18 protein-coding genes are annotated in these 20,393 nt (G+C 70.0%); 14 read left to right on the forward strand and 4 right to left on the reverse strand.

Annotation, left to right across the window (positions count from 1 at the left end):
* Positions 1-8 precede the first annotated feature (8 nt).
* From R9Z33_RS11055 to R9Z33_RS11080, 6 genes are all read left to right on the forward strand, one after another.
* Complete coding sequence (locus tag R9Z33_RS11055) at positions 9-860, forward strand: metalloregulator ArsR/SmtB family transcription factor (RefSeq protein WP_318651353.1); 852 nt, start codon at positions 9-11, stop codon at positions 858-860.
* Positions 857-1,900, forward strand: coding sequence for an ArsJ-associated glyceraldehyde-3-phosphate dehydrogenase (locus R9Z33_RS11060; protein ID WP_318651354.1), 1,044 nt, complete (start codon positions 857-859; stop codon positions 1,898-1,900). Before R9Z33_RS11055 ends, R9Z33_RS11060 begins: the two co-directional genes overlap by 4 nt.
* Entirely contained in the window at positions 1,897-3,108 is a 1,212-nt protein-coding gene (gene arsJ / locus R9Z33_RS11065; RefSeq protein ID WP_318651355.1) for an organoarsenical effux MFS transporter ArsJ, read from the forward strand. The genes R9Z33_RS11060 and arsJ overlap by 4 nt, the downstream gene beginning before the upstream one ends.
* A gap of 64 nt (positions 3,109-3,172) precedes the next feature.
* Positions 3,173-4,201 carry a putative 2-aminoethylphosphonate ABC transporter substrate-binding protein gene (locus tag R9Z33_RS11070; RefSeq protein ID WP_318651356.1) on the forward strand — a complete coding sequence of 343 codons (1,029 nt, stop codon included), beginning with the start codon at positions 3,173-3,175 and terminating at the stop codon, positions 4,199-4,201.
* Between the two features lie 7 nt (positions 4,202-4,208).
* On the forward strand, positions 4,209-5,267 hold the full coding sequence (locus R9Z33_RS11075) for an ABC transporter ATP-binding protein (protein WP_318651357.1): 1,059 nt from the start codon (positions 4,209-4,211) through the stop codon (positions 5,265-5,267).
* Positions 5,260-6,951, forward strand: a complete 1,692-nt coding sequence (locus R9Z33_RS11080; RefSeq protein ID WP_318651358.1) for a putative 2-aminoethylphosphonate ABC transporter permease subunit — start codon at positions 5,260-5,262, stop codon at positions 6,949-6,951. Before R9Z33_RS11075 ends, R9Z33_RS11080 begins: the two co-directional genes overlap by 8 nt.
* Positions 6,952-6,955: 4 nt before the next feature.
* On the opposite strand, the gene R9Z33_RS11085 is transcribed toward R9Z33_RS11080, so the two are convergent.
* On the reverse strand, positions 6,956-7,627 hold the full coding sequence (locus tag R9Z33_RS11085; protein ID WP_318651359.1) for an SDR family oxidoreductase: 672 nt from the start codon (positions 7,625-7,627) through the stop codon (positions 6,956-6,958).
* A 168-nt stretch (positions 7,628-7,795) separates the two neighbouring features.
* Here R9Z33_RS11085 and R9Z33_RS11090 point away from each other — a divergent pair, with 168 nt between their 5' ends.
* Positions 7,796-8,071: a hypothetical protein gene (locus R9Z33_RS11090; protein ID WP_318651360.1), complete on the forward strand. Its 276-nt coding sequence runs from the start codon at positions 7,796-7,798 to the stop codon at positions 8,069-8,071.
* On the opposite strand, the gene R9Z33_RS11095 is transcribed toward R9Z33_RS11090, so the two are convergent.
* Together R9Z33_RS11095 and R9Z33_RS11100 are read right to left on the reverse strand one after the other, a co-directional pair.
* The gene (locus R9Z33_RS11095; protein ID WP_318651361.1) at positions 8,061-9,866 is read right to left on the reverse strand and encodes a thiamine pyrophosphate-binding protein; all 1,806 of its coding nucleotides are present in this window, start codon (positions 9,864-9,866) and stop codon (positions 8,061-8,063) included. The two genes, R9Z33_RS11090 and R9Z33_RS11095, sit on opposite strands and share 11 nt — an antisense overlap.
* A gap of 32 nt (positions 9,867-9,898) precedes the next feature.
* Complete coding sequence (locus R9Z33_RS11100; protein WP_318651362.1) at positions 9,899-10,684, reverse strand: IclR family transcriptional regulator; 786 nt, start codon at positions 10,682-10,684, stop codon at positions 9,899-9,901.
* A gap of 171 nt (positions 10,685-10,855) precedes the next feature.
* Between R9Z33_RS11100 and R9Z33_RS11105 the strand changes: the two genes are divergently transcribed.
* Both R9Z33_RS11105 and R9Z33_RS11110 read left to right on the forward strand, forming a co-directional pair.
* Positions 10,856-11,830, forward strand: a complete 975-nt coding sequence (locus R9Z33_RS11105) for a Bug family tripartite tricarboxylate transporter substrate binding protein (RefSeq protein WP_318651363.1) — start codon at positions 10,856-10,858, stop codon at positions 11,828-11,830.
* Between the two features lie 115 nt (positions 11,831-11,945).
* Positions 11,946-12,914, forward strand: coding sequence for a Bug family tripartite tricarboxylate transporter substrate binding protein (locus R9Z33_RS11110; protein WP_318651364.1), 969 nt, complete (start codon positions 11,946-11,948; stop codon positions 12,912-12,914).
* On the opposite strand, the gene R9Z33_RS11115 is transcribed toward R9Z33_RS11110, so the two are convergent.
* On the reverse strand, positions 12,901-14,304 hold the full coding sequence (locus tag R9Z33_RS11115) for a protein adenylyltransferase SelO (protein ID WP_318651365.1): 1,404 nt from the start codon (positions 14,302-14,304) through the stop codon (positions 12,901-12,903). The genes R9Z33_RS11110 and R9Z33_RS11115 overlap by 14 nt on opposite strands.
* 60 nt (positions 14,305-14,364) lie before the next feature.
* Between R9Z33_RS11115 and R9Z33_RS11120 the strand changes: the two genes are divergently transcribed.
* From R9Z33_RS11120 to R9Z33_RS11140, 5 genes are all read left to right on the forward strand, one after another.
* Complete coding sequence (locus R9Z33_RS11120) at positions 14,365-15,210, forward strand: VOC family protein (protein WP_318651366.1); 846 nt, start codon at positions 14,365-14,367, stop codon at positions 15,208-15,210.
* Between the two features lie 138 nt (positions 15,211-15,348).
* Entirely contained in the window at positions 15,349-16,950 is a 1,602-nt protein-coding gene (locus R9Z33_RS11125) for an ABC transporter substrate-binding protein (RefSeq protein ID WP_318651367.1), read from the forward strand.
* A gap of 6 nt (positions 16,951-16,956) precedes the next feature.
* On the forward strand, positions 16,957-17,925 hold the full coding sequence (locus R9Z33_RS11130; RefSeq protein ID WP_318651368.1) for an ABC transporter permease: 969 nt from the start codon (positions 16,957-16,959) through the stop codon (positions 17,923-17,925).
* The gene (locus R9Z33_RS11135) at positions 17,922-18,767 is read left to right on the forward strand and encodes an ABC transporter permease (RefSeq protein WP_318651369.1); all 846 of its coding nucleotides are present in this window, start codon (positions 17,922-17,924) and stop codon (positions 18,765-18,767) included. The genes R9Z33_RS11130 and R9Z33_RS11135 overlap by 4 nt, the downstream gene beginning before the upstream one ends.
* Entirely contained in the window at positions 18,764-20,386 is a 1,623-nt protein-coding gene (locus tag R9Z33_RS11140) for an ABC transporter ATP-binding protein (protein ID WP_318651370.1), read from the forward strand. The genes R9Z33_RS11135 and R9Z33_RS11140 overlap by 4 nt, the downstream gene beginning before the upstream one ends.
* Positions 20,387-20,393 lie beyond the last annotated feature (7 nt).

Here is a 20,393-nt window from a genome sequence, read left to right on the forward strand (position 1 = left end):
GTCGAAACATGGAATTGGAAGCTTCCGCCCTCGGCTTCGCGGCGCTCGGCCAGCCCACCCGGCTGGAGCTGATGCGCCGCCTCATGGCCGCCGGCCCCAACGGCCTCGCCGCCGGGGAGGCCGCGCGGCAGCTTGGCGTGGCGCCCTCCAGCCTCTCCTTCCATCTGCGCGCGCTCGAGCAGGCGGGGCTGATCGCCCCGCGCCGCCAGGGCCGCCAGCTCTTCTACGCCGCGCAATTCCACGCGCTGCGGCAGATGATCGCCTTCCTGGCCGAGGGCTGCTGCGACGGCCAGCCCGAAGGCTGCGGCGACATCGCCCGGCTTCTTCCCACCCCCATGACGGAGCGGCGCATGCCTCTCTTCAACGTCCTGTTTCTCTGCACGCACAATTCGGCGCGCTCCATCATCGCCGAGGCGGTGCTGGCGAAGGTGGGGGAGGGGCGGTTCCGCGCCTTCTCCGCCGGTTCCGCACCCCGGCCCGCAGGCCCGCTGCCCGAGGTGATCAGCCAGCTCAGCGCGCTGGGGCATGACGTCTCGGGCCTGCGCAGCAAATCCTGGAATGAGTTCGCGGGGCCCGAGGCGCCGCGCATGGATTTCGTGATCACGCTGTGTGACATCCTCTCGGGCCAGGCCTGCCCGGATTTCGGCGGCACGGTGACCACCGCCGCCTGGCCCCTGCCGGACCCCGCGAAGTTCAGCGGCAATGCGGCCGAGCGCGCGGCCCTGCTGAACGAGCTCTATGCCGGGCTGCAGCGCCGTATCGAGATCTTTGTGAGTCTGCCGGTCACGACGCTGGACCGCATGGCGCTGAAGGCGAGGCTCGATGAATTGGCGCATCCGCGCCCGGTGCAGCGCGCATGAGGGTCGGCATCAACGGGATGGGGCGCATCGGGCGGCTCGCCCTGCGCGCCGCGCTGGGCGCCGCGGAGCGCCCGGTGGAGGATCCGCGCGCGGGGCATCGCCTCGACGTCGTGCACCTCAACGAGATCAAGGGCGGTGCGCCCGCCATCGCGCATCTGCTGGAATTCGACAGCGTGCAGGGCCGTTGGCGCGCGCCCATCGCCGCGGAGGGCAAGGACGCCATCCGCATCGGCGCGCGCCGCATGGGCTTCTCCGAGCATGCGCGGCCGGGCGAGATTCCCTGGGGCGATCTCGGCGTGGACCTCGTGCTGGAATGCACCGGAAAGTTCCTGACGCCCGAGGTCCTGCAAGGCCATCTCGACCGTGGGGCGAAGCGCGTCATCGTCGCCGCCCCGGTGAAGTTCGACAGCGTGCTGAACATCGTGGTCGGCGTGAACGAGCATCTCTACGACCCCGCGCGCCACCCCATCGTCACCGCCGCCTCCTGCACCACCAATTGCCTGGCGCCGCTGGTGAAGGTGGTGCACGAGGCGATCGGCATCCGGCACGGCCAGATCACCACCATCCATGATCCGACCAACACCAATGTCGTGGTGGATGCGCCGCACAAGGATCTGCGCCGCGCGCGCTCGGCCATGCTGTCGTTGCAGCCGACAACGACGGGCAGTGCGACGGCCATCGCGCTGATCTATCCGGAGCTGAAGGGCAAGCTGGATGGCCATGCGGTGCGCGCCCCGGTGCTCAACGCATCGCTCACCGATTGCGTCTTCGAGATGCGGCGGGAGACGACGGTGGCGGAGGTGAACGCCCTCTTCGCCGCGGCCGCCGACGGCCCGCTCGCCGGCATCCTGGGCTTCGAGCCGCGCCCGCTCGTCTCCGCCGATTATGCCCGGGACACGCGGAGCTCCATCGTGGATGGTCTCTCCACCCTCGTCACGGATGGCACGCTGCTCAAACTCTATGCCTGGTATGACAATGAGATGGGCTATGCCTGCCGCATGGTGGACCTGGCCTGCCACATGGAGCGCGTGGGGCTGTGAGGAACTACGGCATCGTCACCGCCGCCTATTGGGGCTTCACGCTGACCGATGGCGCGCTGCGGATGCTGGTGCTGCTGCATTTCTTCCGCCTCGGCTTCTCGCCCTTCACGCTGGCTTTCCTCTTCCTGCTCTATGAGGCGGCCGGCGTGGTGGCGAACCTGATCGGCGGCTGGCTCGCCACGCGCTTCGGCATCGCGCGCATGCTGGCCGTCGGCCTCGCCACGCAGATCCTGGGCTTCCTGCTGCTTTCGGCCGTCTCGCCCGATTGGGGGATGGCGCTCTCCGTCGCCTGGGTCGTGCTGGCGCAGGGGCTCTGCGGCGTCGCGAAGGATCTGACGAAGACGGCCAGCAAATCCGCCATCAAGCTGACCGCGCCCGATGCGAGCGGCACCCTCTTCAAATGGGTCGCCTTCTTCACCGGCAGCAAGAACGCCATGAAGGGCCTGGGCTTCTTCCTGGGCGGGCTGCTGCTGGAGGCGCTGGGCTTCCAGGGCGCGCTCTGGCTGATGGCGGCGCTGCTCGGCGCGGTCCTCGCTGGCGTGGTGCTCGCGCTGCCGCCGCTGATGGGCAAGGCGCGCGCCTCGAAATCCGCGCGCGAGCTCTTCGCCCGCAACCGCGGCGTGAACCTGCTGGCCGCCGCGCGCGTCTTTCTCTTCGGCGCGCGGGATGTGTGGTTCGTCGTCGGCCTGCCGGTCTTCCTCTACGCGGCTGGCTGGAGCTTCGCGATGGTGGGCGGGTTCCTGGCCCTCTGGACCATTGGCTACGGCGTCATCCAGGCAGCGACCCCGGCGCTGGTGCGCCGCAGCGCGGATGGGCTGAGCGCCGAGGTCCCGGCGGCGCGCGCCTGGTCGCTGGCCCTCGCGCTGATCCCGGCCGGCCTCGCGCTGCTGCTGGCGGGCGGTGCGCCGCGTCCGGACCTGCTGGTGCCTGCCGGCCTCTGCCTCTTCGGCCTCGCCTTCGCGGTGAATTCCTCGCTGCATTCCTACCTGGTGCTGGCCTATGCGGGCAGCGAGAAGGCGGCGGAGGATGTCGGCTTCTACTACGCCGCCAATGCGCTCGGCCGTTTCGGGGGCACGCTGCTCTCCGGCCTGCTCTACGGCTGGGGCGGCATCTCTGCCTGTCTGATCGGCTCAAGCCTGATGCTGGCTGCCTGTTGGTTGGTCACCCTCTTGCTGCCCACCCGCGCTTTGGCGCCGGGGGCGGCATAAACCGCTGGCCCGCCCAGGCTGATCCGCTAGTCTTCGCCCGCCGCTGCGCCAAGGAGCCCCCCGCATGCATCGTCGCTTCCTCGCCACCGCCGCTGCCCTGATCATGGGCGCGCTCTCCCTCCCGGCCGAGGCGCAGCAGCGCACGCGCCTCACCGTCTACACTGCCCTCGAGAACGAGCAGCTTGCCCCCTTCAAGGCGGCGGCCGAGGCCGCGGTGCGCGACATCGAGATCGCCTGGGTGCGCGACAGCACCGGCGTCATCACCGCCCGCCTGCTGGCCGAGCGCGCCAATCCCCGCGCCGACGTGGTCTGGGGCCTCTCCGCCTTCTCGCTGCTGCAGATGGAAGCGCTCGACATGCTCGAGCCCTATACGCCGCGCGGTGCCGAGGCGCTGCGCCCCAACATGCGGAGCGACCGCAGCCCGATGACCTGGACCGGGATGGACGCCTTCGTCGCCACCGTCTGCTACAACACCGCCATTGCCCGGCAGCGGAACCTGCCGCGCCCGACCACCTGGACCGACCTGCTGAACCCCGCCCTGCGCGGGCAGATCGCCATGCCCAACCCCTCCTCCTCGGGCACCGGCTTCCTGACGATCGCCGGCTGGATCAACAGCATGGGCGAGGAGCGCGCCTGGCAGTTCATGAACAGCCTGCACGAGAACATCCAGGTCTATACCCATTCCGGCTCGGCCCCCTGCAACAACGCGGCGCGCGGCGAATACGGCATGGGCATCTCGCTTGACATGCGGGCCGTCACGCTGCGCAACCAGGGGGCGCCCATCGAGATCATCGTGCCGACGGATGGCGTGGGCTTCGACCTGGAGGCGACGGCCATCATGCGCGGCACGCGCAACCTGGCCGCCGCCCAGCGCCTCGCCGATTTCGCGGTGAGCCGCGAGGCGATGACCGTCTATGGCCGCTTCTACGCGCTGCTGGCGCTCCCCGGCGTCACCGCCAGCGTGCAGGGCTACCCGGCCGACTTCGAGCAGCGCCTGGTCAATGTGAACTTCCGCGAGATGGGGGCGGCGCGGGAGCGAATCCTCGCCGAATGGAACCGCCGCTTCGACAACAAATCCGCGCCGCGGAACTGAGCGCCGCATGCTGCGCCTGCCCGAGCCCTTCCTGAATGTGGCCGGGCTCGGCCGTGATTTCGGCCGCTTCACCGCCGTGCAGGAGGTGCAGCTTGCCGTGGCCGAGGGTGAATTCCTCTGCCTGCTCGGCCCCTCCGGTTGCGGCAAGACGACGCTCTTGCGGATGATCGCGGGGCTGGAGGCGCCGAGCCGCGGGCGGATCTTCCAGGCAGGGCGGGAGGTGACGCATCTGCCGCCGGCCGCGCGGGATTTCGGCATCGTCTTCCAGTCCTACGCGCTCTTCCCGAACATGACCGTCGCCGCGAATGTCGGCTACGGGCTGCGTGGCCCCGCCTGGCCGCGCGCGCGGGCCGAGGCGCGGGTGGCGGAATTGCTGGCGCTTGTCGGGCTCTCGGCGCAGGCGGCGCGCTACCCCGCGCAGATCTCGGGCGGGCAGCAGCAGCGCGTGGCGCTGGCCCGCGCGCTGGCGAACGAGCCCGGCCTTCTGCTGCTGGACGAGCCGCTCTCGGCGCTGGATGCCATCGTGCGGCTGCACCTCCGGCAGGAGCTGCGCGGGCTGCAGCGCCGCCTGGGCATCACCACCATCATGGTCACGCATGACCAGGAGGAGGCGCTGAGCCTGGCCGATCGCGTGGCGGTGATGGATCGCGGTCGCATCATGCAACTCGGCACGCCGGAGGAGGTCTATGCCCATCCGGCCAATCCCTTCGTGGCGGGCTTCGTCGGGCGCAGCACCAGCTTCGAGGCGGTGGTGGAGGGCGCGGGGGTGCGCCTCGCCGATGGCACGCATCTGCCGGCCCTGGCGGCGCCCGACCATGCGCCCGGCACCGCGGTGCGCGTCTTCATCCGGCCCGAGGATGTGGCGTTGGGCGGCGCGGGCGCGCTGACCGGCCGGCTGACCGGCATCGAGTATCTGGGCCCGGTCTGCCGGCTGGAGCTGCATGCGGCCGGCCTCAGCTGGCAGGCGGAGGTGGCGCCGCGCGCCTTGCAGGGCGTGGCCCTGGGCGCCGAGATCCCGCTCACTTTGCCGCCCGACAAGCTGATGCTCTTCGCCCCGGATGTCTGAGGCGCTGCCCGCCCCGCGCGGCGGCCTGCTGAGCGAGGCGGCGCTGCTGCGCCTCTGCCTCTGGTTCGCCGCGCTGCTGCTGGCGGTGGGCCTCGCCCTGCCGCTCGCGACCCTGCTCGCCCGCGCCTTCCTCGGCGCGGATGACGAATTCGTGGGGCTGCGGCACTTCGCCGCCTATGCGGCGACGCCCGCGCTGCTGGTCTCGGCCTGGAACAGCACCTGGACGGCGGCGCTGACCACCGTGATCGTCGTGCCCATCGCCTTCCTCTTCGCCTATGGCCTCACGCGCTCGCGCATGCCGGGGCGGCCGGCGTTCCGTGCGGTGATGCTGATCCCGATCCTCGCCCCCTCGCTGCTGCCCGCGCTCTCGCTCATCTACCTCTTCGGCAACCAGGGGCTGCTGCGCGTCCTGATGCCGGAGGGGGCGAGCATCTATGGCGCGCCCGGCATCGTCATGGCGCAGGTGATCCATACCTTCCCGCATGCCGCCATCATCCTCTCCGTGGCGCTCGGCATGGCGGATGCGCGATTGTTCGAGGCGGCCGAGACGCTGAAGGCGGGGCGGCTGCGCATCTTCCGCGACGTCACGCTGCCCGCCGCGCGCTACGGCCTCGTCTCCGCCACCGTCGTCGTCTTCACGCTGGTGGTGACGGATTTCGGGATTCCCAAGGTGATCGGCGGGCAGTTCCCGGTGCTGGCGACCGATGTCTACAAGCAGGTGATCGGCCAGCAGAATTTCTCCATGGGGGCGGTGGTGGCGCTGGTGCTGCTGCTGCCGGCGCTCTTCTCCTTCCTCGCCGAGCGCTGGGCGCAGCGGATGCAGGCGGGCGCGATCTCAGGCCGCGCCGTGCTCTATGTCGCCAAGCCGCGCCTCGCACGGGACCTGCCGCTGTTCCTGCTCTGCCTGGCGGTGGCGGCGGTGCTGCTCGGCATCGTCGCCATGGCGGCCTGGGGCTCGCTGATCCGCTTCTGGCCCTACAATATGAGCCTCACCCTCGCGAATTACGACTTCGCGCGCTTCGATTCCGAGGGCTGGGGCTCGCTCTGGACCTCCGTCTCCATGGCGGGGCTGGCGGCGCTCCTCGGCACGCCGGTGGTCTTCATCACCGCCTATCTGCTGGAGCGTGGCGCGGCGGGCGGCGCCGTTTCGGGCTTCGTGCGCGTGGCCGCGATCGCGCCGCTCGCGGTGCCCGGGCTGGTGCTGGGCCTCGCCTATATCCTGTTCTTCAACCACCCGGCCAATCCGCTGGGCTTCCTCTACGGCACGCTCGCCATCCTCGTGCTGAACTGCGTGGTGCATTTCTACACGGTGGCGCACCTCACCGCCGTCACCGCCATCCGCCAGCTCGATCCGGAATTCGAGGCGGTGGGCGCCAGCCTGCGCGTGCCACGCCGGGTGACCTTCGGGCGTGTCACCGTGCCGATCAGCCTGCCGGCCATCCTCGAGATCGCCGTCTATCTTTTCGTGAATGCGATGACGACGGTCTCGGCCGTGGTCTTCCTCTACGGGCCGGGCAGCAAGCCCGCCTCCGTCGCCGTCGTGCAGATGGACGAGGCGGGGCAGATCGCCGCCGCCGCCGCCATGGCCTGCGTCATCCTTGGAATCACGGCCAGCGTGAAGATCCTGCAGATCGGCGTGGTGCGGCTGATGACGAGCCGCGCGGGGTGGCGCGCGGGGCGCTGACCGATCAGCGCATCACCCAGCCGCCCGAGAAGGGGAACACCTGCCCCACGAAGAAGTCGCTCTCCCCGCCGGCGAGAAACAGCGCGAGGGCCGCGGATTCCCAGCCATGCGCGAGGCGGCCGATGGGTGTCGCCCGCATCCGTTCCTTGAAGGTCTCGGTCGCCTGGAAGCTCTCGGGGAAGTAGGTCGGGTTGTTCACATGGGTCTGCGCGATGGCGTTGACCTGCACATTGTGCGGCGCGACCTCCACGCCGACATCCTGCACATAGGCGAGCTGCGCCCCGCGCGCCGAGCCATAGGCCGTGTAGTTGGGCATGCCGCGGAGCGCCGAGGCGCTGCCGATGACGACGATCTTGCCGTGCCGGCGTTCGATCATCTGCGGCAGCACCGCGCGCACCAGGCGGTGCAGCGGGAAGACCATCGCCTCATACATGGCGCGGAAGGTCGCGTCGTCCGTCTCCAGCACCGAGCGGTCGGGCCGGATGGCGGCGAGGTTGGCGACGAGGATGTCCACATGCCCGGCTTCCGCGATCAGCGCCTCGGCCGCGCCGGGGGCGATGAGGTCGCGGTCATCGGCGATCACCTCGGCGCCCTCCCGGCGGAAGGTGGTGAGAAGGTCGGGCCCCATGAAGGCGCTGACCTGGGTGATGACGGCGCGTTTGCCCTGAAGCCGCATGGCCTGCCTCCCTGTGCCGGACGTGGCTGGAGGTTGCCAGAGATGGCGCAGGGACAAAAAGGGCTTGATGCGGCGCGGAGCCGCGCGCCGCCCAGCCGGGCCCTCCGTGTCTCAGCTCGGGGGCGGCAGCATGGAGGGATCGCCCGCGGCGATCTCCCGCACCACCGCATGCGCCTCGGCGATGAAGAGCCGTGCGGCCGCGCTCGGCCGGCTGCTGCCAAGGCGCGTCCCACCAGGCTGCGCGCCATCCGTGACCGCGCGTTGGCGGCGGGCAAGGCCATCCGCACCTCCAACCACGGCAATGCCTGGGCGATCTACGTCATCGACCCCGAGGGCAATGCCCTGGAGGTCGTCGCGACCTCGCCCTACCCGATGCAACAGCCCTTCGACCTGGACGCGGCGGATACCGAGATCCCGGCCGCGACCGCCGGCCTCAGAAGGTGATGCCGCGCGCCGCCAGCGCCTTGAGGAAGTTGGGCTCGGGGTTGGGCAGGGGCGGCAGGTCCCAGCTGCCGGTGCCGATCGGGCGGATGTCGCGGTCCACCGGCACTTCGACGAGGTAGGGCACGTTCGCCTTCACCGCCATGGCGATGGCGTCCTCCAGCTCGCCCGCATGGGTCACGCGGTGCGAGGCCACGCCCATGCTCTTCGCCATCATCGCGAAATCGGGGCTGTAGCTCTCGCCCGTGCGCTGGATCTCGAAGGCGGTGGCGAGTTCGCGCCCGCCGAACATGCCGTGCTGGATGTCGCGGATCGAGCAGAAGCCGGAATTGTTCCACACCACCCAGACGACGGGGATGCCGTATTCCACCGCCGTCGCCAGCGCGTGCGGCGTCATCAGGAAGGAGCCATCGCCGACCACGGCCACGCAGGGCCGATCCGGCGCGGCGAGCTTCGCGCCCAGGATGCCGGAGGTCGCGAAGCCCATGGCCGCGAAGCCCCAGCTATGGATCAGGTGGCGCGGGCGCAGCGTGTCCATCAGCTGGATGATCCAGTTGTGGTGCACGCCCACATCGCTCGCCACCACCGCGTTTTCCGGCACGGCCCGGGACAGCGCGGCCATCAGACGCTCGGGGCGCAGCGGCATCTGGTCCGACAATGCGAGGCTCGACTGGTATTCGCGCCAGACCTCACGCCCGCGGGCCAGGCGATCAAACCAGGCGCCGCCTTCGCGCGGGCCGCCGGTGCGGGCCTCGGCCATTTCCAGCATGAGTTCCAGGCTCGCCTTGGCATCGCCCAGGATGCCGTATTCCGTCGGGTAGTTGCGGCCGATCTCGGTGGGGTCGATGTCGATCTGGATGAGCTTGGAGGGCGGAATGGAGAGCGTGTAGCCATCCAGCCAGGCGCTCGTCGCGCGGTCATCGAAGGAGAAGCCGAGGGCGAGGATCACATCGGCATTGCGCGTCGCGTCATTCGCCGCATAGGCGCCGTTGCGGCCGATCGCGCCGAAGGCCAGGCGATGCCGGTCGGGGATGGCGCCCTTGCCATTGGGGCTGGTGACGACGGGAATGCCCGTGCGCTCGGCGAAGGCCAGCAGCGCGTCGCAGGCCTTGCCCAGGATCACGCCCTGGCCCGCGATGATGACGGGCTGCGTGGCCTTGAGCAGCATGTCGAGCGCGGCGCAGAGCGCCTTCGGGTTGCCCGGCGCGCCGTTGATGACCGCCTTCACGGTGGAGGAGGGGACGACCGATGCCTCCTCGACGAAGACGTTCAGCGGCACGTCCAGGTTCACCGGGCCGGGGCGGCCGGCGGTCAGCTGGTCCCAGGCCTGCGTGACCGCCAACTGCACCATGTCGGCGCGCATCGGCTGGTAGCTGCGCTTGACGTAGGGGCGGATCACGCTCGGGAAATCGCCCTGGAAGTGGCGGCCCGTCTCCTGGAAGGGGCCGCGGTTGAACTGGCCTGTCGGCACATTGCCGGTGATCGCCAGGAAGGCGGAGCTGTCCATCATGGCGGCGGCCAGCGCCACCACCAGATTGGCCGAGCCCGGCCCGCAGGAGGTGAAGGTCGCCACCGGCTCGCCCTTCACCTTGTAGTAGGCGTCGGCCATGTGGCCGGCGGTCTGCTCGTGATGGGTGGAGATGGTCTTGATGCGGTTCTGCGCCTTGAAGGCCGCATCCATGAAGCCCGTGATGCCATGGCCGCAGAGACCGAACAGATAGGGCACGCCCTGCTTGGTCAGGTGATCCACGATGATGTCGGCGCCGTTCATCAGCGTGGCGCGGCTCTGGCTGTCCATGAGTTTCTCTCCCGGGTGTCGTGTCGTTGAAATCAGGCGGCGGCCGAGCTTGGGCTGCCGAGCATGCGCGAGACCTGCAGCGCCGCGGCCTTGACGCGCGGCAGCACCGCCGCGCACCGCGCCGCATCCATGCGGCTCGCGGGTGCGGAGATGCCGAGCGCCGCACTCGGCCGGCCGGTCTGGTCGGTGATCGGGGCGGCCAGGCAGCGCAGGCCGGGCTCGATCTCCTCGGCATCCGGGGCCCAGCCCTGCTGGCGGATCTGATGCAGCGCTTCGCGCAGCGCCTCGGGCGTGGTGATGGTGGCGGGCGTGAAGCGGGGCAGGCCATGGCGGGCGATGATCGCCTCCACCTCCGCATCGGGAAGATAGGCCATGAGCAGCTTGCCGAGCGCGCTCGCATGGGCGGGGCTGCGCTTGCCCACGCGCGAATGCATCCGCACGGCGTGCGTCCCCTCGACGACCTGCACGGTGACGACCTCGCCCTCATGCAGGATGCCGACATGCACCGTCTCGCCGGTCTCCTCGGCGAGCGCCTGGATGGGGGGCAGGGATTGCCAGCGCAATTGCTCCTGCCGGACGGCGGCATTGCCCAGCGCATGCAGCGCGAGGCCGGGCACGTGCCGGCCATTCGCATCCTTCGCCAGGAAGCCGGCGGCTTCCAGCGTGTGCAGCACGCGGAACAGCGTCGCCTTGTTCTGGCCGAGCTCGGTCGCGAGTTCGGCGAGGCTCCAGGAGGGGCGGCGCGCGAAGCAGCCGATCACCTCCAGCCCGCGATGGAGCGAGGCGAGGTGGTAGGGGTCTTTTGCGCCGGTGGTCATGTCGGTCTTTCGCTCAGCGGAACGCATCGGCGTGATGATACGCTTGACCGCGCCAGGCGAAAAGGGTTTCGATATACGAAACGGGTGGACGCCAGCCGCGCCACCCCGCACACTGCCCATCACGTCCAGGAAAGGCGGGCCGAAGATGCCCGCACACAGGGAGAAGACCGGATGAAGAAGCGCGTCCTTGCCGCCGCGGCGGCGCTTTGGCTGGGCTTGGCACCCCAGGCCCAGGCCCAGGAATTCCCCAGCCGCACCATCAACATGATCGTGGTCTTCGCTCCCGGCGGCGCCACCGACGTGCTGGCCCGCATCGTCGCACAGCACATGACGCGCACGCTCGGCCAATCGGTCGTGGTCGAGAACGTGACGGGTGCCGGCGGCACCATCGGTGGCACGCGCGGCGCCAATGCGGCGCCCGATGGCTATACGCTCACCGTCGGCAGCCTCGGCAGCCATTCCGCCTCGGCCTCCATCTACCGCAACCCGGGCTATGACCCGCGCGAGCTGCAGCCGATCGGCCTGATCGCCGGCACGCCCATGTTCTTCGTGGTGCGCAACGGGCTGCCGGCGCGGACCATGCAGGAATTCCTGGCCCTGACGCGCGAGAATCCGGGCCGCGTTTCCAACGCCAATGCCGGCGTGGGCAGCACCAACCACCTGGGCTGCGCGCTCTTCTCGCACGTCACCGGCGTGCGGATGAACGAGATCCCCTATCGCGGCGAGGGCCCGGCGCTGAACGACATCGTGGCCCAGCAGGTGGACAGCGCCTGCCTGCTGGCACCGGCCGCCGTCCCGCAGATCGCCTCCGGCACCATGCGGGGCCTGGCCGTCGCCGCCACCACGCGCAACCCCAATGCGCCGAACGTGCCCTCGGCCGTCGAGGCCGGGGTGCCGGAATATGTCTTCCAGGGGTGGAACGCCATCTTCGCGCCGCGGGGCACGCCCGCCCCCGTCGTCGCGCGCCTGAACGCCGCGCTGCGCGCCGCGCTGGAGGACCCCGCCATCATCCGCCGCATCGAGGAGCTGGGCTCCATCCCCGCGCGGCCCGACCAGCGCAGCCCCGAGGCCTTGCAGGCCCTGGTGCGGAGCGAGGTGGAGCGCTGGGCGACGGTGATCCGCGCCGCCGGCATCCAGCCGCAATAGCGCATGATCGGCTGAGCCGCTTCGCCGACACGGCGATCATCCTCCCGGTACGTTTTCAAGTGCAGGCGGCTCCGGCCGCCTGCTAGCCTCCCGCCAACAAGACGGGAGAGAGACGATGATCCAGCGCCGCGGCCTTCTGGCCGCCAGCACGCTTCTGGCGACACCTGCCCTGGGGCAGGGCGCCTGGCCCAACCGCCCCGTGCGCGTCATCGTCGCCTTCCCGCCCGGCGGCTCGCTCGATGTGATGACGCGCCTCGCCTGCGAGGTGATGACGCAGCGTCTGGGCCAGAGCTTCGTCGTGGAAACCCGCAGCGGCGCCTCGGGCAATATCGGCACCGAGGCCCTGGCCCGCGCGACGCCCGATGGCTACACCATCGGCACGGTCAGCATGCACAACATCGTGATCAACCCGATGCTGTTCACGCGCCTTCCCTTCGATCCCGCCAAGGACTTCCAGTGGATCAGCGCCATGTGGGACCTGCCGAATGTGGCGGTGGTGCCGGCGCAGCATGTGCCCGCGCGCACGCTGATGGAATTCCTGGCCTGGGCGCGCGAGCGGCCGGGCGGCATCAGCTATGGCTCCTCCGGCGTGGGTACGACGATCCATCTCTCGGGCGCCTTCCTGCTCAACCGTGGCGGCATCCAGGGCACGCATGTGGCCTTCCGCGGCGCCGCGCAGACCATCCCGGCCATGCTCTCGGGCGACATCCAGGTGGCGGTGGACAACCTCGCCAGCTACACGCCCGTCATCGCGGAAGGCCGCATCCGTGCGCTGGCCGTGACCATGCCCGAGCGCTGGCCGACGCTGCCCGACGTGCCGACCATGGCGGAGGCTGGGCTCGACAATTTCAACGTCAGTCCCTGGCACCTCTGGGCCGCGCCCGCCGGCACGCCGCGCGCCGTGGTGGATCGCCTGAGCCAGGAAATCCGCACCGCCTTCGCCGATCCGGCCTTGCAGCAGCGCGCGATTTCCATCGGCACGCGGCTGACGGGCACCACGCCCGAGCAGGTGGCCGAGCGCCTCCAGCGCGAGACGCCGCGCTGGGCCGAGATGGTGCGGATCTCGGGCGCTACGCCGGAATAGAAGCGCCGAGATAGGCGAGGCGCGCCTGCTCGATTTCGGCGAGCTTGGCGTGGAAGGCGCTCCAGTCGTCGCGCTCGGCGATGGGTTCCCACAGCGCCTCCACCTGCTCGATCAGCAGGGTCGCCGGGCCTTCGCCGTCGAAATAAGAATGGTCGGGGGCGGCGCGCTCGTAGCTGGCGAGGGCGGCGCGCACCGGGCCCCAGGCGGCATGCGGATAGTCGCGCTGCCGCCCGCCGCGCCAGTCGAAGAAGGCGCGCTCGAAGGGCGCCTCGCTCTCCAGCAGCGCGGTGAAGAACAGGCCTGAGAGCGCCGCGTCGCGCTCCGCCTCGATGGGCTTGAGGCCGAGCCGCCAGAGCACGGCGCGCGCGAATTCCGCCTGCACCAGCGCGCCGAAGCCATGCAGCGATTCCTCCAGGCGTGCTTTCAGGTCCGTCTCGCCCGCGAGCGGCAAGAGGCAGCCGCCAAGCCGCGCCAGGTTCCAGAGCAGCGTCTCCGGCTGGCGGCCGAAGGCGTAGAGGCCGCCATAGTCGAAATAGGCGGCGGTGAACTTCGGATCATAGGTCGGCAGGAAGCGCCAGGGGCCGTAGTCGAAGCTCTCGCCGGTGATGTTGATGTTGTCCGTGTTCAGCACGCCATGCACGAAGCCCGCCGCCATCCACTGCGCCCCCATGCGCGCCACGCGGCGGCACACCTCCGCGAAGAAGCGCGCGGCGCGCTCGGGCTCCGCCGTGGCCGTGGCCTCGGGCAGGTAGTGCCGCACCGCATGCGCGACCAGTGCGCTGATCGAGGCGGCATCGCCCAGATAGGCGAAGCGCTGGAAGGTGCCGATGCGGATATGCGAATGGCTGAGCCGCACCAGCACCGAGGCGCGGGTGGGCGAGGGCTCGTCATGGCGTTGCAGCGCCTCGCCCGTCTCGATCAGCGAGAAGCTCTTGGAGGTGTTGACGCCGAAGGCCTCCAGCAGCGAGGTCGCCAGAACCTCGCGCACGCCGCCCTTGAGCGTGAGGCGGCCATCGGCGGTGCGTGACCACGGCGTCTGCCCGCTGCCCTTGGTGCCGAAATCGAGCAGCCGCCCGTCCTCAAGGTCGTGCATCTGGGCGAACAGGAAGCCGCGCCCATCGCCGAGATCGGGGTTGTAGTGGCGGAACTGGTGCCCGTGATAGCGCAGCGCGAGCGGGTGATCGAAGCTGCCGGGCAGGGGCTCGAAACGGCCGAAATGCGCGATCCATTCCTCATCCGTCAGGCCATCCAGGCCAAGGCGCGCGGCCTGGCGCTGGTCCCGGTGGCGGATGATGTGGGTGGGGAAGCGTGCCGCCCCCACCACGTCGAAGAATTCGCCCCCGAGATCGGCATGGGTGCGGGCGGGGCGGAAGCTTTGGCTGATCGGCATGGGGCCTGTTATCGCAGAAGCGGGGATGGGGGTAAGCTCCTCGCAACATCGGAGGTTTCCATGGCGCTGCAACATGTCATCGGTCTGGATCACGTCGTCGTCTCGGTGCGGGATCTCGACACCGCGGCCAGCGCCTGGCGCGCGCTCGGCTTCACCATCTCGCCGCGCGGGACGCACAGCCCACACATGGGCTCGGCCAACTACACCATCATGTTCGGCGAGGATTACATGGAGCTGCTCGGCGTGCTGGCGCCGACCGAGCACAACGCCGCCATGCGCGAATGGCTGGCCGAGCAGGAGGGGATCGAGCGCGCGGCCTTCACCGCGCTGGATGCCGCGGCCGGCGTGGCCGAACTCCAGGCCATGGGCGTCGCCGCCATCGGCCCGATTGCCTTCGGCCGCCCGGTTGAACTGCCCGATGGGCGCATGGCCGAGGCGCGCTTCAACGTGATGCGCTGGCCTGTCGGCCTCCGCCCGGGCGGCTTGCGCATCTTCGCCTGCCAGCACCTGACGCGCGAGAATGTGTGGGTGCCCTCGCTGCTCCGGCATGCGAATGGCGCGACCCGCATCCTGCGCCTGGAGATGCTGACGGCCGATCCGCGCGCGGCCGCGGCCGAGATGGGCGGGCTGATCGCGCAGTCGCCCCGCCAGGAGGCGGATGGCGCCTGGGCATTGCCGACCGGCCCGAACCGCGCCGATCTCGTCTTCCTCGACCGCGCCATCCTCGCCGCGCGCCATCCGGGTGTGCCGCTGGAGGGGTTGCCGCAGGAAGGCGCCGCCGCCCTGGTGCTGGGCACCAGCGACCTCGCCGCCGCCGCCCGCGCGCTGGGCGTGGCGCCGGGCGCCACCGTGGCGGTGCCGGCGGCGCGCGCGACGGGCGTGCTGTTGCGCTTCCTGCCGGGCTAGCCCGCGTGTGGCCCGGGGGGGCGCGTGGAACCCTTCCTCCACACGGCCGGTGCGGGCGCCCTGGTCGCCAAGCGCGATGATTGACGCATGCCCTGCCACACGCCCATGCTGCGATGCACCCAAATGAGGATGATGCGCATGGAATTCTCCCGCCGCGCCGCGATGCTCACCTCGGCCGCCATTGCCGCCAGCGTGAACCTCCCCGAGGCCGCCCTCGCGCAGGAAACGCCGCGCCGCGGCGGCACGATGACGGTGCATTTCGCCACCGAGCAGCGCATCCTGAACCCGAGCCTCCAGGCCTCCACCGGCGTCTACATCGTCGGCGGCAAGATCCAGGAGCCGCTGGTGGACCTGGACGCGCAGGGCCGGCCGGCGCCTTGCCTCGCCACCGCCTGGGAATCCTCGCCCGACGGCAAGACCATCACCTTCCGCCTGCGCCAGGGCGTGACCTGGCATGATGGGCGGCCCTTCACCTCGGCGGATGTGCAGTTCACCGCCATGGAGATGTGGAAGAAGATCCTGAACTACGGCACCGCGCTGCAGCTCTTCCTCGAGGCGGTCGAGACGCCGGACGCGCACACCGCCGTGTTCAAGTATTCTCAGCCCATGCCGCTGAACCTGCTGCTGCGCGCCCTGCCGGACCTCGGCTACATCTCGGCCAAGCACATCTACGAGGGCACGGATATCCGGCAGAACCCGGCCAATACCGCGCCCATCGGCACCGGCCCCTTCCGCTTCGTGCAGTATGAGCGCGGCCAGTTCATCATCGCCGAGCGCAACCCGAACTATTGGCGCGAGAACCAGCCCTACCTGGACCGCGTGGTCTGGCGCGTCATCACCGACCGCTCGGCCGCCGCCGCGCAGATGGAGGCGGGGCAGATCCTGTACAGCCCCTTCTCCGCGCTGGCGCTGGCCGATCTCGCGCGCCTCGGCCGCGATCCGCGCTTCGAGGTGACGACGCGCGGCAATGAGGGCAACCCGCGCACCAACACGCTGGAATTCAATTTCCGCAACCCGATCCTCGCCGATCTCCGCGTCCGGCGCGCCATCGCGCATGCGATGAACATCCCCTTCTTCATCGAGAATTTTCTCAGCCCGAACTTCGCCAAGCTGGGAACGGGGCCCATCCCTTCCGTCTCCACAGATTTCTACCCGACCGGCATGCCGCAATACGGCTTCGACCGCGCGGCCGCGAACCGCCTGCTGGACGAGGCCGGGCACCGGCGCGGCGCGGGCGGCGTGCGCTTCACGCTGCGCCTCAACCCCGCCCCATGGGGCGAGGACATCGCCCTCTTCACCACCTTCATCCAGCAGAGCCTGCAGGAGGTGGGCATCCGCGTGGAGGTCGTGCGGCTCGATGCGGCCGGCTTCCTGCGCACCGTCTACAATGACTGGAACTTCGACCTCGCCACCGGCTGGCACCAGTACCGCAACGACCCTGCCGTCTCGACCACGGTCTGGTATCGCTCCGGTTCGCCGCGTGGAGCTCCGTGGACGAACCAGTGGGGCGTCACCGACCCCGAGCTGGATGCGATCATCGACAGCGCCGCGACCGAGCTGGACCCCGGCCGCCGCAAGGCGCGCTATGCCGATTTCGTGCGCCGCGCCAATACGGAGCTGATGCTCTGGATGCCGATCGAGCAGCTCTTCATGACCTGCATCAACCGGCGCTGCCGCAACCACTCCAACACGCCGCGCTGGGGCTCCTCCTCCTGGCATGACCTCTGGCTGGCGTCATAGGTCAGGGTGCGGATCCTCTCGCTTGCGGGGCGGCGGCTCGCCGCCTCGCTGCCCTCCCTCCTGATCATCCTCGTCGGCGTCTTCCTGCTGCTGCAGCTGGCGCCGGGCGATGCGGTGGACGCCCTCATCGCCCAGATGGGCGGCGGCGGCGATGCGGCGGCGATGCGCGCGGCACTCGGCCTCGACCAGTCGGTCGCCGCGCAGCTCGCGCAATATCTCTGGCGGCTGGTGCGCTTCGACCTCGGCTTCTCCACCATCTACGGCAAGCCGGTCGCGACCGTGATCTTCGAGCGACTGCCGGCGACGCTGCTGCTGATGACCTCCTCGCTCTCCTTCGCCTTCTTCTTCGGGCTGCTGTTCGGCGTGATCGCCGCACGGCGGGTGAACCGCTGGCCCGATACGGTGATCTCCACCATCGGCCTGCTGTTCTACGCGACCCCGTCCTTCTGGTTCGGGCTGATGGCGATCGTGCTCTTCGCAGTCCATCTGCAATGGCTGCCGGCCGGCGGCTATGAGAGCGTGGGCGAGGGGCTGACGGGGCTCGCCCGCGCCCTCGACATCGCGCGGCATTTCGTGCTGCCGACGCTCACGCTCGGCCTCATCTTCCTCGCCATCTACCTGCGGATCATGCGCGCCTCGATGCTCGAGGTGCTCACGCTCGATTTCGTCCGCACGGCGCGGGCCAAAGGGCTGGATGAGACGCGCGTCGTGGTTCGCCATGTGCTGCGCAACGCCATGCTGCCCATGGTCACGCTGATCGGCCTGCAGGCGGGCACCATGCTGGGCGGCTCGGTGGTGGTGGAAAGCGTGTTCTCTCTGCCCGGCCTCGGGCGCCTGGCCTATGAGGCGGTGGTCCAGCGCGACCTGAACACGCTGCTCGGCATCGTCTTCATCTCCGCGCTGCTGGTGATCTTCGTGAACTTCCTGGTGGACCTGGTCTATGCCCGGCTCGACCCCAGGATCGCCGGCCGATGAAGCGCTTCCTGCGCAACTATGTCCGCAGCCCGGCGGCCGTGATCGGCCTCATCCTGCTGCTCATCATCGTCTTCATGGCGGTCAGCGCCGACTGGTTCTTCCCGCGCGACCCGCTGGGCCTGGCCGGCCGCCCGCTGCAATGGCCAGGCCAGAATCCGCGCTTCTGGCTCGGCACCGACAATTCGGGGCGCGACATCGCGGCGCAGATCTTCCATGGCGCGCGCATCTCGCTGTTGATCGGCCTGGTCGCGACCTCGATCGCGGTCACCATCGGCATCATGATCGGCGCCATCGCCGGCTATTACGGCGGCTGGGTGGATGATGTGCTGATGCGCGTCACGGAAGCCTTCCAGACCCTGCCGAACTTCCTGCTTCTGCTGCTCTTCGTCTCGATCTTCGGCTCGGAGCTGATGACGGTGGTGATCGCAGTCGGCGCCGTCTCCTGGCCGGCGCCGGCGCGGCTCACGCGGGCCGAATTTCTCTCGTTGCGCTCGCGCGAATTCGTCGAGGCCTGTCACACGCTCGGCATGCGCGACCGGCAGATCATCTTCCGCGAGATCCTGCCCAACGCGCTGCCGCCCGTCATCGTCTATGCCAGCGTGGTGATGGCCGTCGCCATCCTGCTGGAGGCGGCGCTGGCCTTCCTGCGCCTCTCGGACCCGAACGTTGCCTCCTGGGGGAACCTGATCGGCCTCGGGCGCGATGTTCTGCGGACGCAGTGGTATGTCTCGGCCATTCCGGGCGTCGCGATCCTGGTGACGGTGCTGGCCGTCTCGCTGGTGGGGCAGGGGTTGAATGACGCACTGAACCCGCGCCTCAAGGGCCGGGGTGGCCCGACATGAGCGCCGTCCTCTCCCTCCAGGGCCTCACCGTCGCGCTGCCCAGGGGCGCCGACCGGCCGCATGCGCTGCGCGAGGTGGACCTCGAACTCCACGCGGGCGAGATCCTCTGCGTCGTGGGCGAATCCGGTTCGGGCAAGTCCATGACGGCGGGTGCCATCATGCGCCTGCTGCCGCCCGGCGTCGCCATCGAGGCGGGCCGCATCCTCTTTGACGGCCGGGACCTCGCCAGCGCGAGCGAGGCGGAGATGCGCGCCATCCGCGGCGCCGGCATCGCCATGGTCTTCCAGGAACCGATGACGGCGCTGAACCCGCTGCGCCCCATCGGCGACCAGATCGGCGAGATGTTCCGCATCCATACGCAGCTCTCCAAGGCGGCGATCGAGGCGAAGGTGCTGGAGCTCCTGGAGGAGGTCCGCATCCCCGACCCTCGGCAGGCCCTGCGCGCCTATCCGCATGAGCTCTCCGGCGGGCAGCGCCAGCGCGCGATGATCGCGATGGCGCTGGCACTGAAGCCGCGCGTCCTGATTTGCGACGAGCCGACCACCGCGCTCGACGTGACGACCCAGGCGCAGATCCTCTCCCTGATCCGGGACCTGCAGCAGCGCCTCGGCACCGCCGTGCTGTTCATCACGCATGATTTCGGCGTGGTGGCCGAGATCGCGGACCGCGTCGCCGTCATGCAGCATGGCCTGGTGGTGGAGCAGGGTGCGGCGCGCGACGTGCTGGAACGCCCGCGGCATGACTACACCAAGGCGCTCATCGCCGCCGTCCCGCCGCTCACCGCCCCGCCCGCCCGCGCCATCGCCGAGGAGGCGATCCTGCGCATCGAGCATGTGAGCAAGACCTATCGCAGCGGCGGCTTCCTTGGCCGGAAGCGGCGCGTGACGCGCGCGGTGCGCGATGTTTCGCTGCTTCTGCCGAAAGGCGGCACGCTCGGCATCGTGGGGGAGAGCGGTTCGGGCAAGTCCACGCTCGCGCGCTGCATCATGCGCCTCGTGAAGCCCGAGGCCGGCGCGATCCGCCTCGGCAACACGGATTTCGCGACACTCTCCAAATCCGAGCTGCGGGCGAGCGCCAAGCGCATGCAGATGGTCTTCCAGGACCCCTATGGCTCGCTCAATCCGCGCCGCCGCGCGGGCGAGCTGGTGGCCCAGGGCCCGATGATCCATGGCATGCCGCGCGAGCAGGCGATGGCCCGCGCGCGCGAGCTCTTCGCCCTTGTCGGCCTCGATCCCGCCGGGGTGGAGCGCTACCCGCATGAATTCTCGGGCGGGCAGCGCCAGCGCATCGGCATCGCCCGCGCGCTCGCCCTGGAGCCCGAGGTGCTGGTGGCGGATGAGCCGGTCTCGGCGCTCGACGTGTCGGTGCAGGCGCAGGTGCTGCGGCTGCTGGCGGAGCTGCGGACCAGGCTGGGCCTCTCCATCATCCTCATCACCCATGATCTGCGCGTGGCCATGCAGGTCTGCGACCTGGTGGCGGTCATGAAGGATGGCGAGGTGGTGGAGCATGGCCCGGTGGCGCGAGTGTTCGCGGCCCCCGAACATCCCTATACTCGGGCGCTCCTTTCGTCCGTGCCGGGGCGGGCTTCCGCGCCGGGACAGGGCTTCGCGACCAGCTGAGGACGCC

The organism is Sediminicoccus rosea, from assembly GCF_033547095.1.
Lineage (GTDB): Bacteria > Pseudomonadota > Alphaproteobacteria > Acetobacterales > Acetobacteraceae > Roseococcus > Roseococcus rosea.

What these genes read in the sequence shown, in the direction of transcription:
- R9Z33_RS11095 (WP_318651361.1), bottom strand. Translation starts at nt 9,866, where the DNA reads ATGGACAGCCAGAGCCGCGCCACGCTGATGAACGGCGCCGACATCATC.
- R9Z33_RS11115 (WP_318651365.1), bottom strand. Translation starts at nt 14,304, where the DNA reads ATGCCGATCAGCCAAAGCTTCCGCCCCGCCCGCACCCATGCCGATCTC.
- R9Z33_RS11105 (WP_318651363.1), top strand. Translation starts at nt 10,856, where the DNA reads ATGAAGAAGCGCGTCCTTGCCGCCGCGGCGGCGCTTTGGCTGGGCTTG.
- R9Z33_RS11100 (WP_318651362.1), bottom strand. Translation starts at nt 10,684, where the DNA reads ATGACCACCGGCGCAAAAGACCCCTACCACCTCGCCTCGCTCCATCGC.
- R9Z33_RS11090 (WP_318651360.1), top strand. Translation starts at nt 7,796, where the DNA reads ATGCGCCTCGGCGATGAAGAGCCGTGCGGCCGCGCTCGGCCGGCTGCT.
- R9Z33_RS11080 (WP_318651358.1), top strand. Translation starts at nt 5,260, where the DNA reads ATGTCTGAGGCGCTGCCCGCCCCGCGCGGCGGCCTGCTGAGCGAGGCG.
- R9Z33_RS11135 (WP_318651369.1), top strand. Translation starts at nt 17,922, where the DNA reads ATGAAGCGCTTCCTGCGCAACTATGTCCGCAGCCCGGCGGCCGTGATC.
- R9Z33_RS11110 (WP_318651364.1), top strand. Translation starts at nt 11,946, where the DNA reads ATGATCCAGCGCCGCGGCCTTCTGGCCGCCAGCACGCTTCTGGCGACA.
- R9Z33_RS11125 (WP_318651367.1), top strand. Translation starts at nt 15,349, where the DNA reads ATGGAATTCTCCCGCCGCGCCGCGATGCTCACCTCGGCCGCCATTGCC.
- R9Z33_RS11140 (WP_318651370.1), top strand. Translation starts at nt 18,764, where the DNA reads ATGAGCGCCGTCCTCTCCCTCCAGGGCCTCACCGTCGCGCTGCCCAGG.
- R9Z33_RS11070 (WP_318651356.1), top strand. Translation starts at nt 3,173, where the DNA reads ATGCATCGTCGCTTCCTCGCCACCGCCGCTGCCCTGATCATGGGCGCG.
- R9Z33_RS11055 (WP_318651353.1), top strand. Translation starts at nt 9, where the DNA reads ATGGAATTGGAAGCTTCCGCCCTCGGCTTCGCGGCGCTCGGCCAGCCC.
- R9Z33_RS11120 (WP_318651366.1), top strand. Translation starts at nt 14,365, where the DNA reads ATGGCGCTGCAACATGTCATCGGTCTGGATCACGTCGTCGTCTCGGTG.
- R9Z33_RS11085 (WP_318651359.1), bottom strand. Translation starts at nt 7,627, where the DNA reads ATGCGGCTTCAGGGCAAACGCGCCGTCATCACCCAGGTCAGCGCCTTC.
- R9Z33_RS11075 (WP_318651357.1), top strand. Translation starts at nt 4,209, where the DNA reads ATGCTGCGCCTGCCCGAGCCCTTCCTGAATGTGGCCGGGCTCGGCCGT.
- R9Z33_RS11060 (WP_318651354.1), top strand. Translation starts at nt 857, where the DNA reads ATGAGGGTCGGCATCAACGGGATGGGGCGCATCGGGCGGCTCGCCCTG.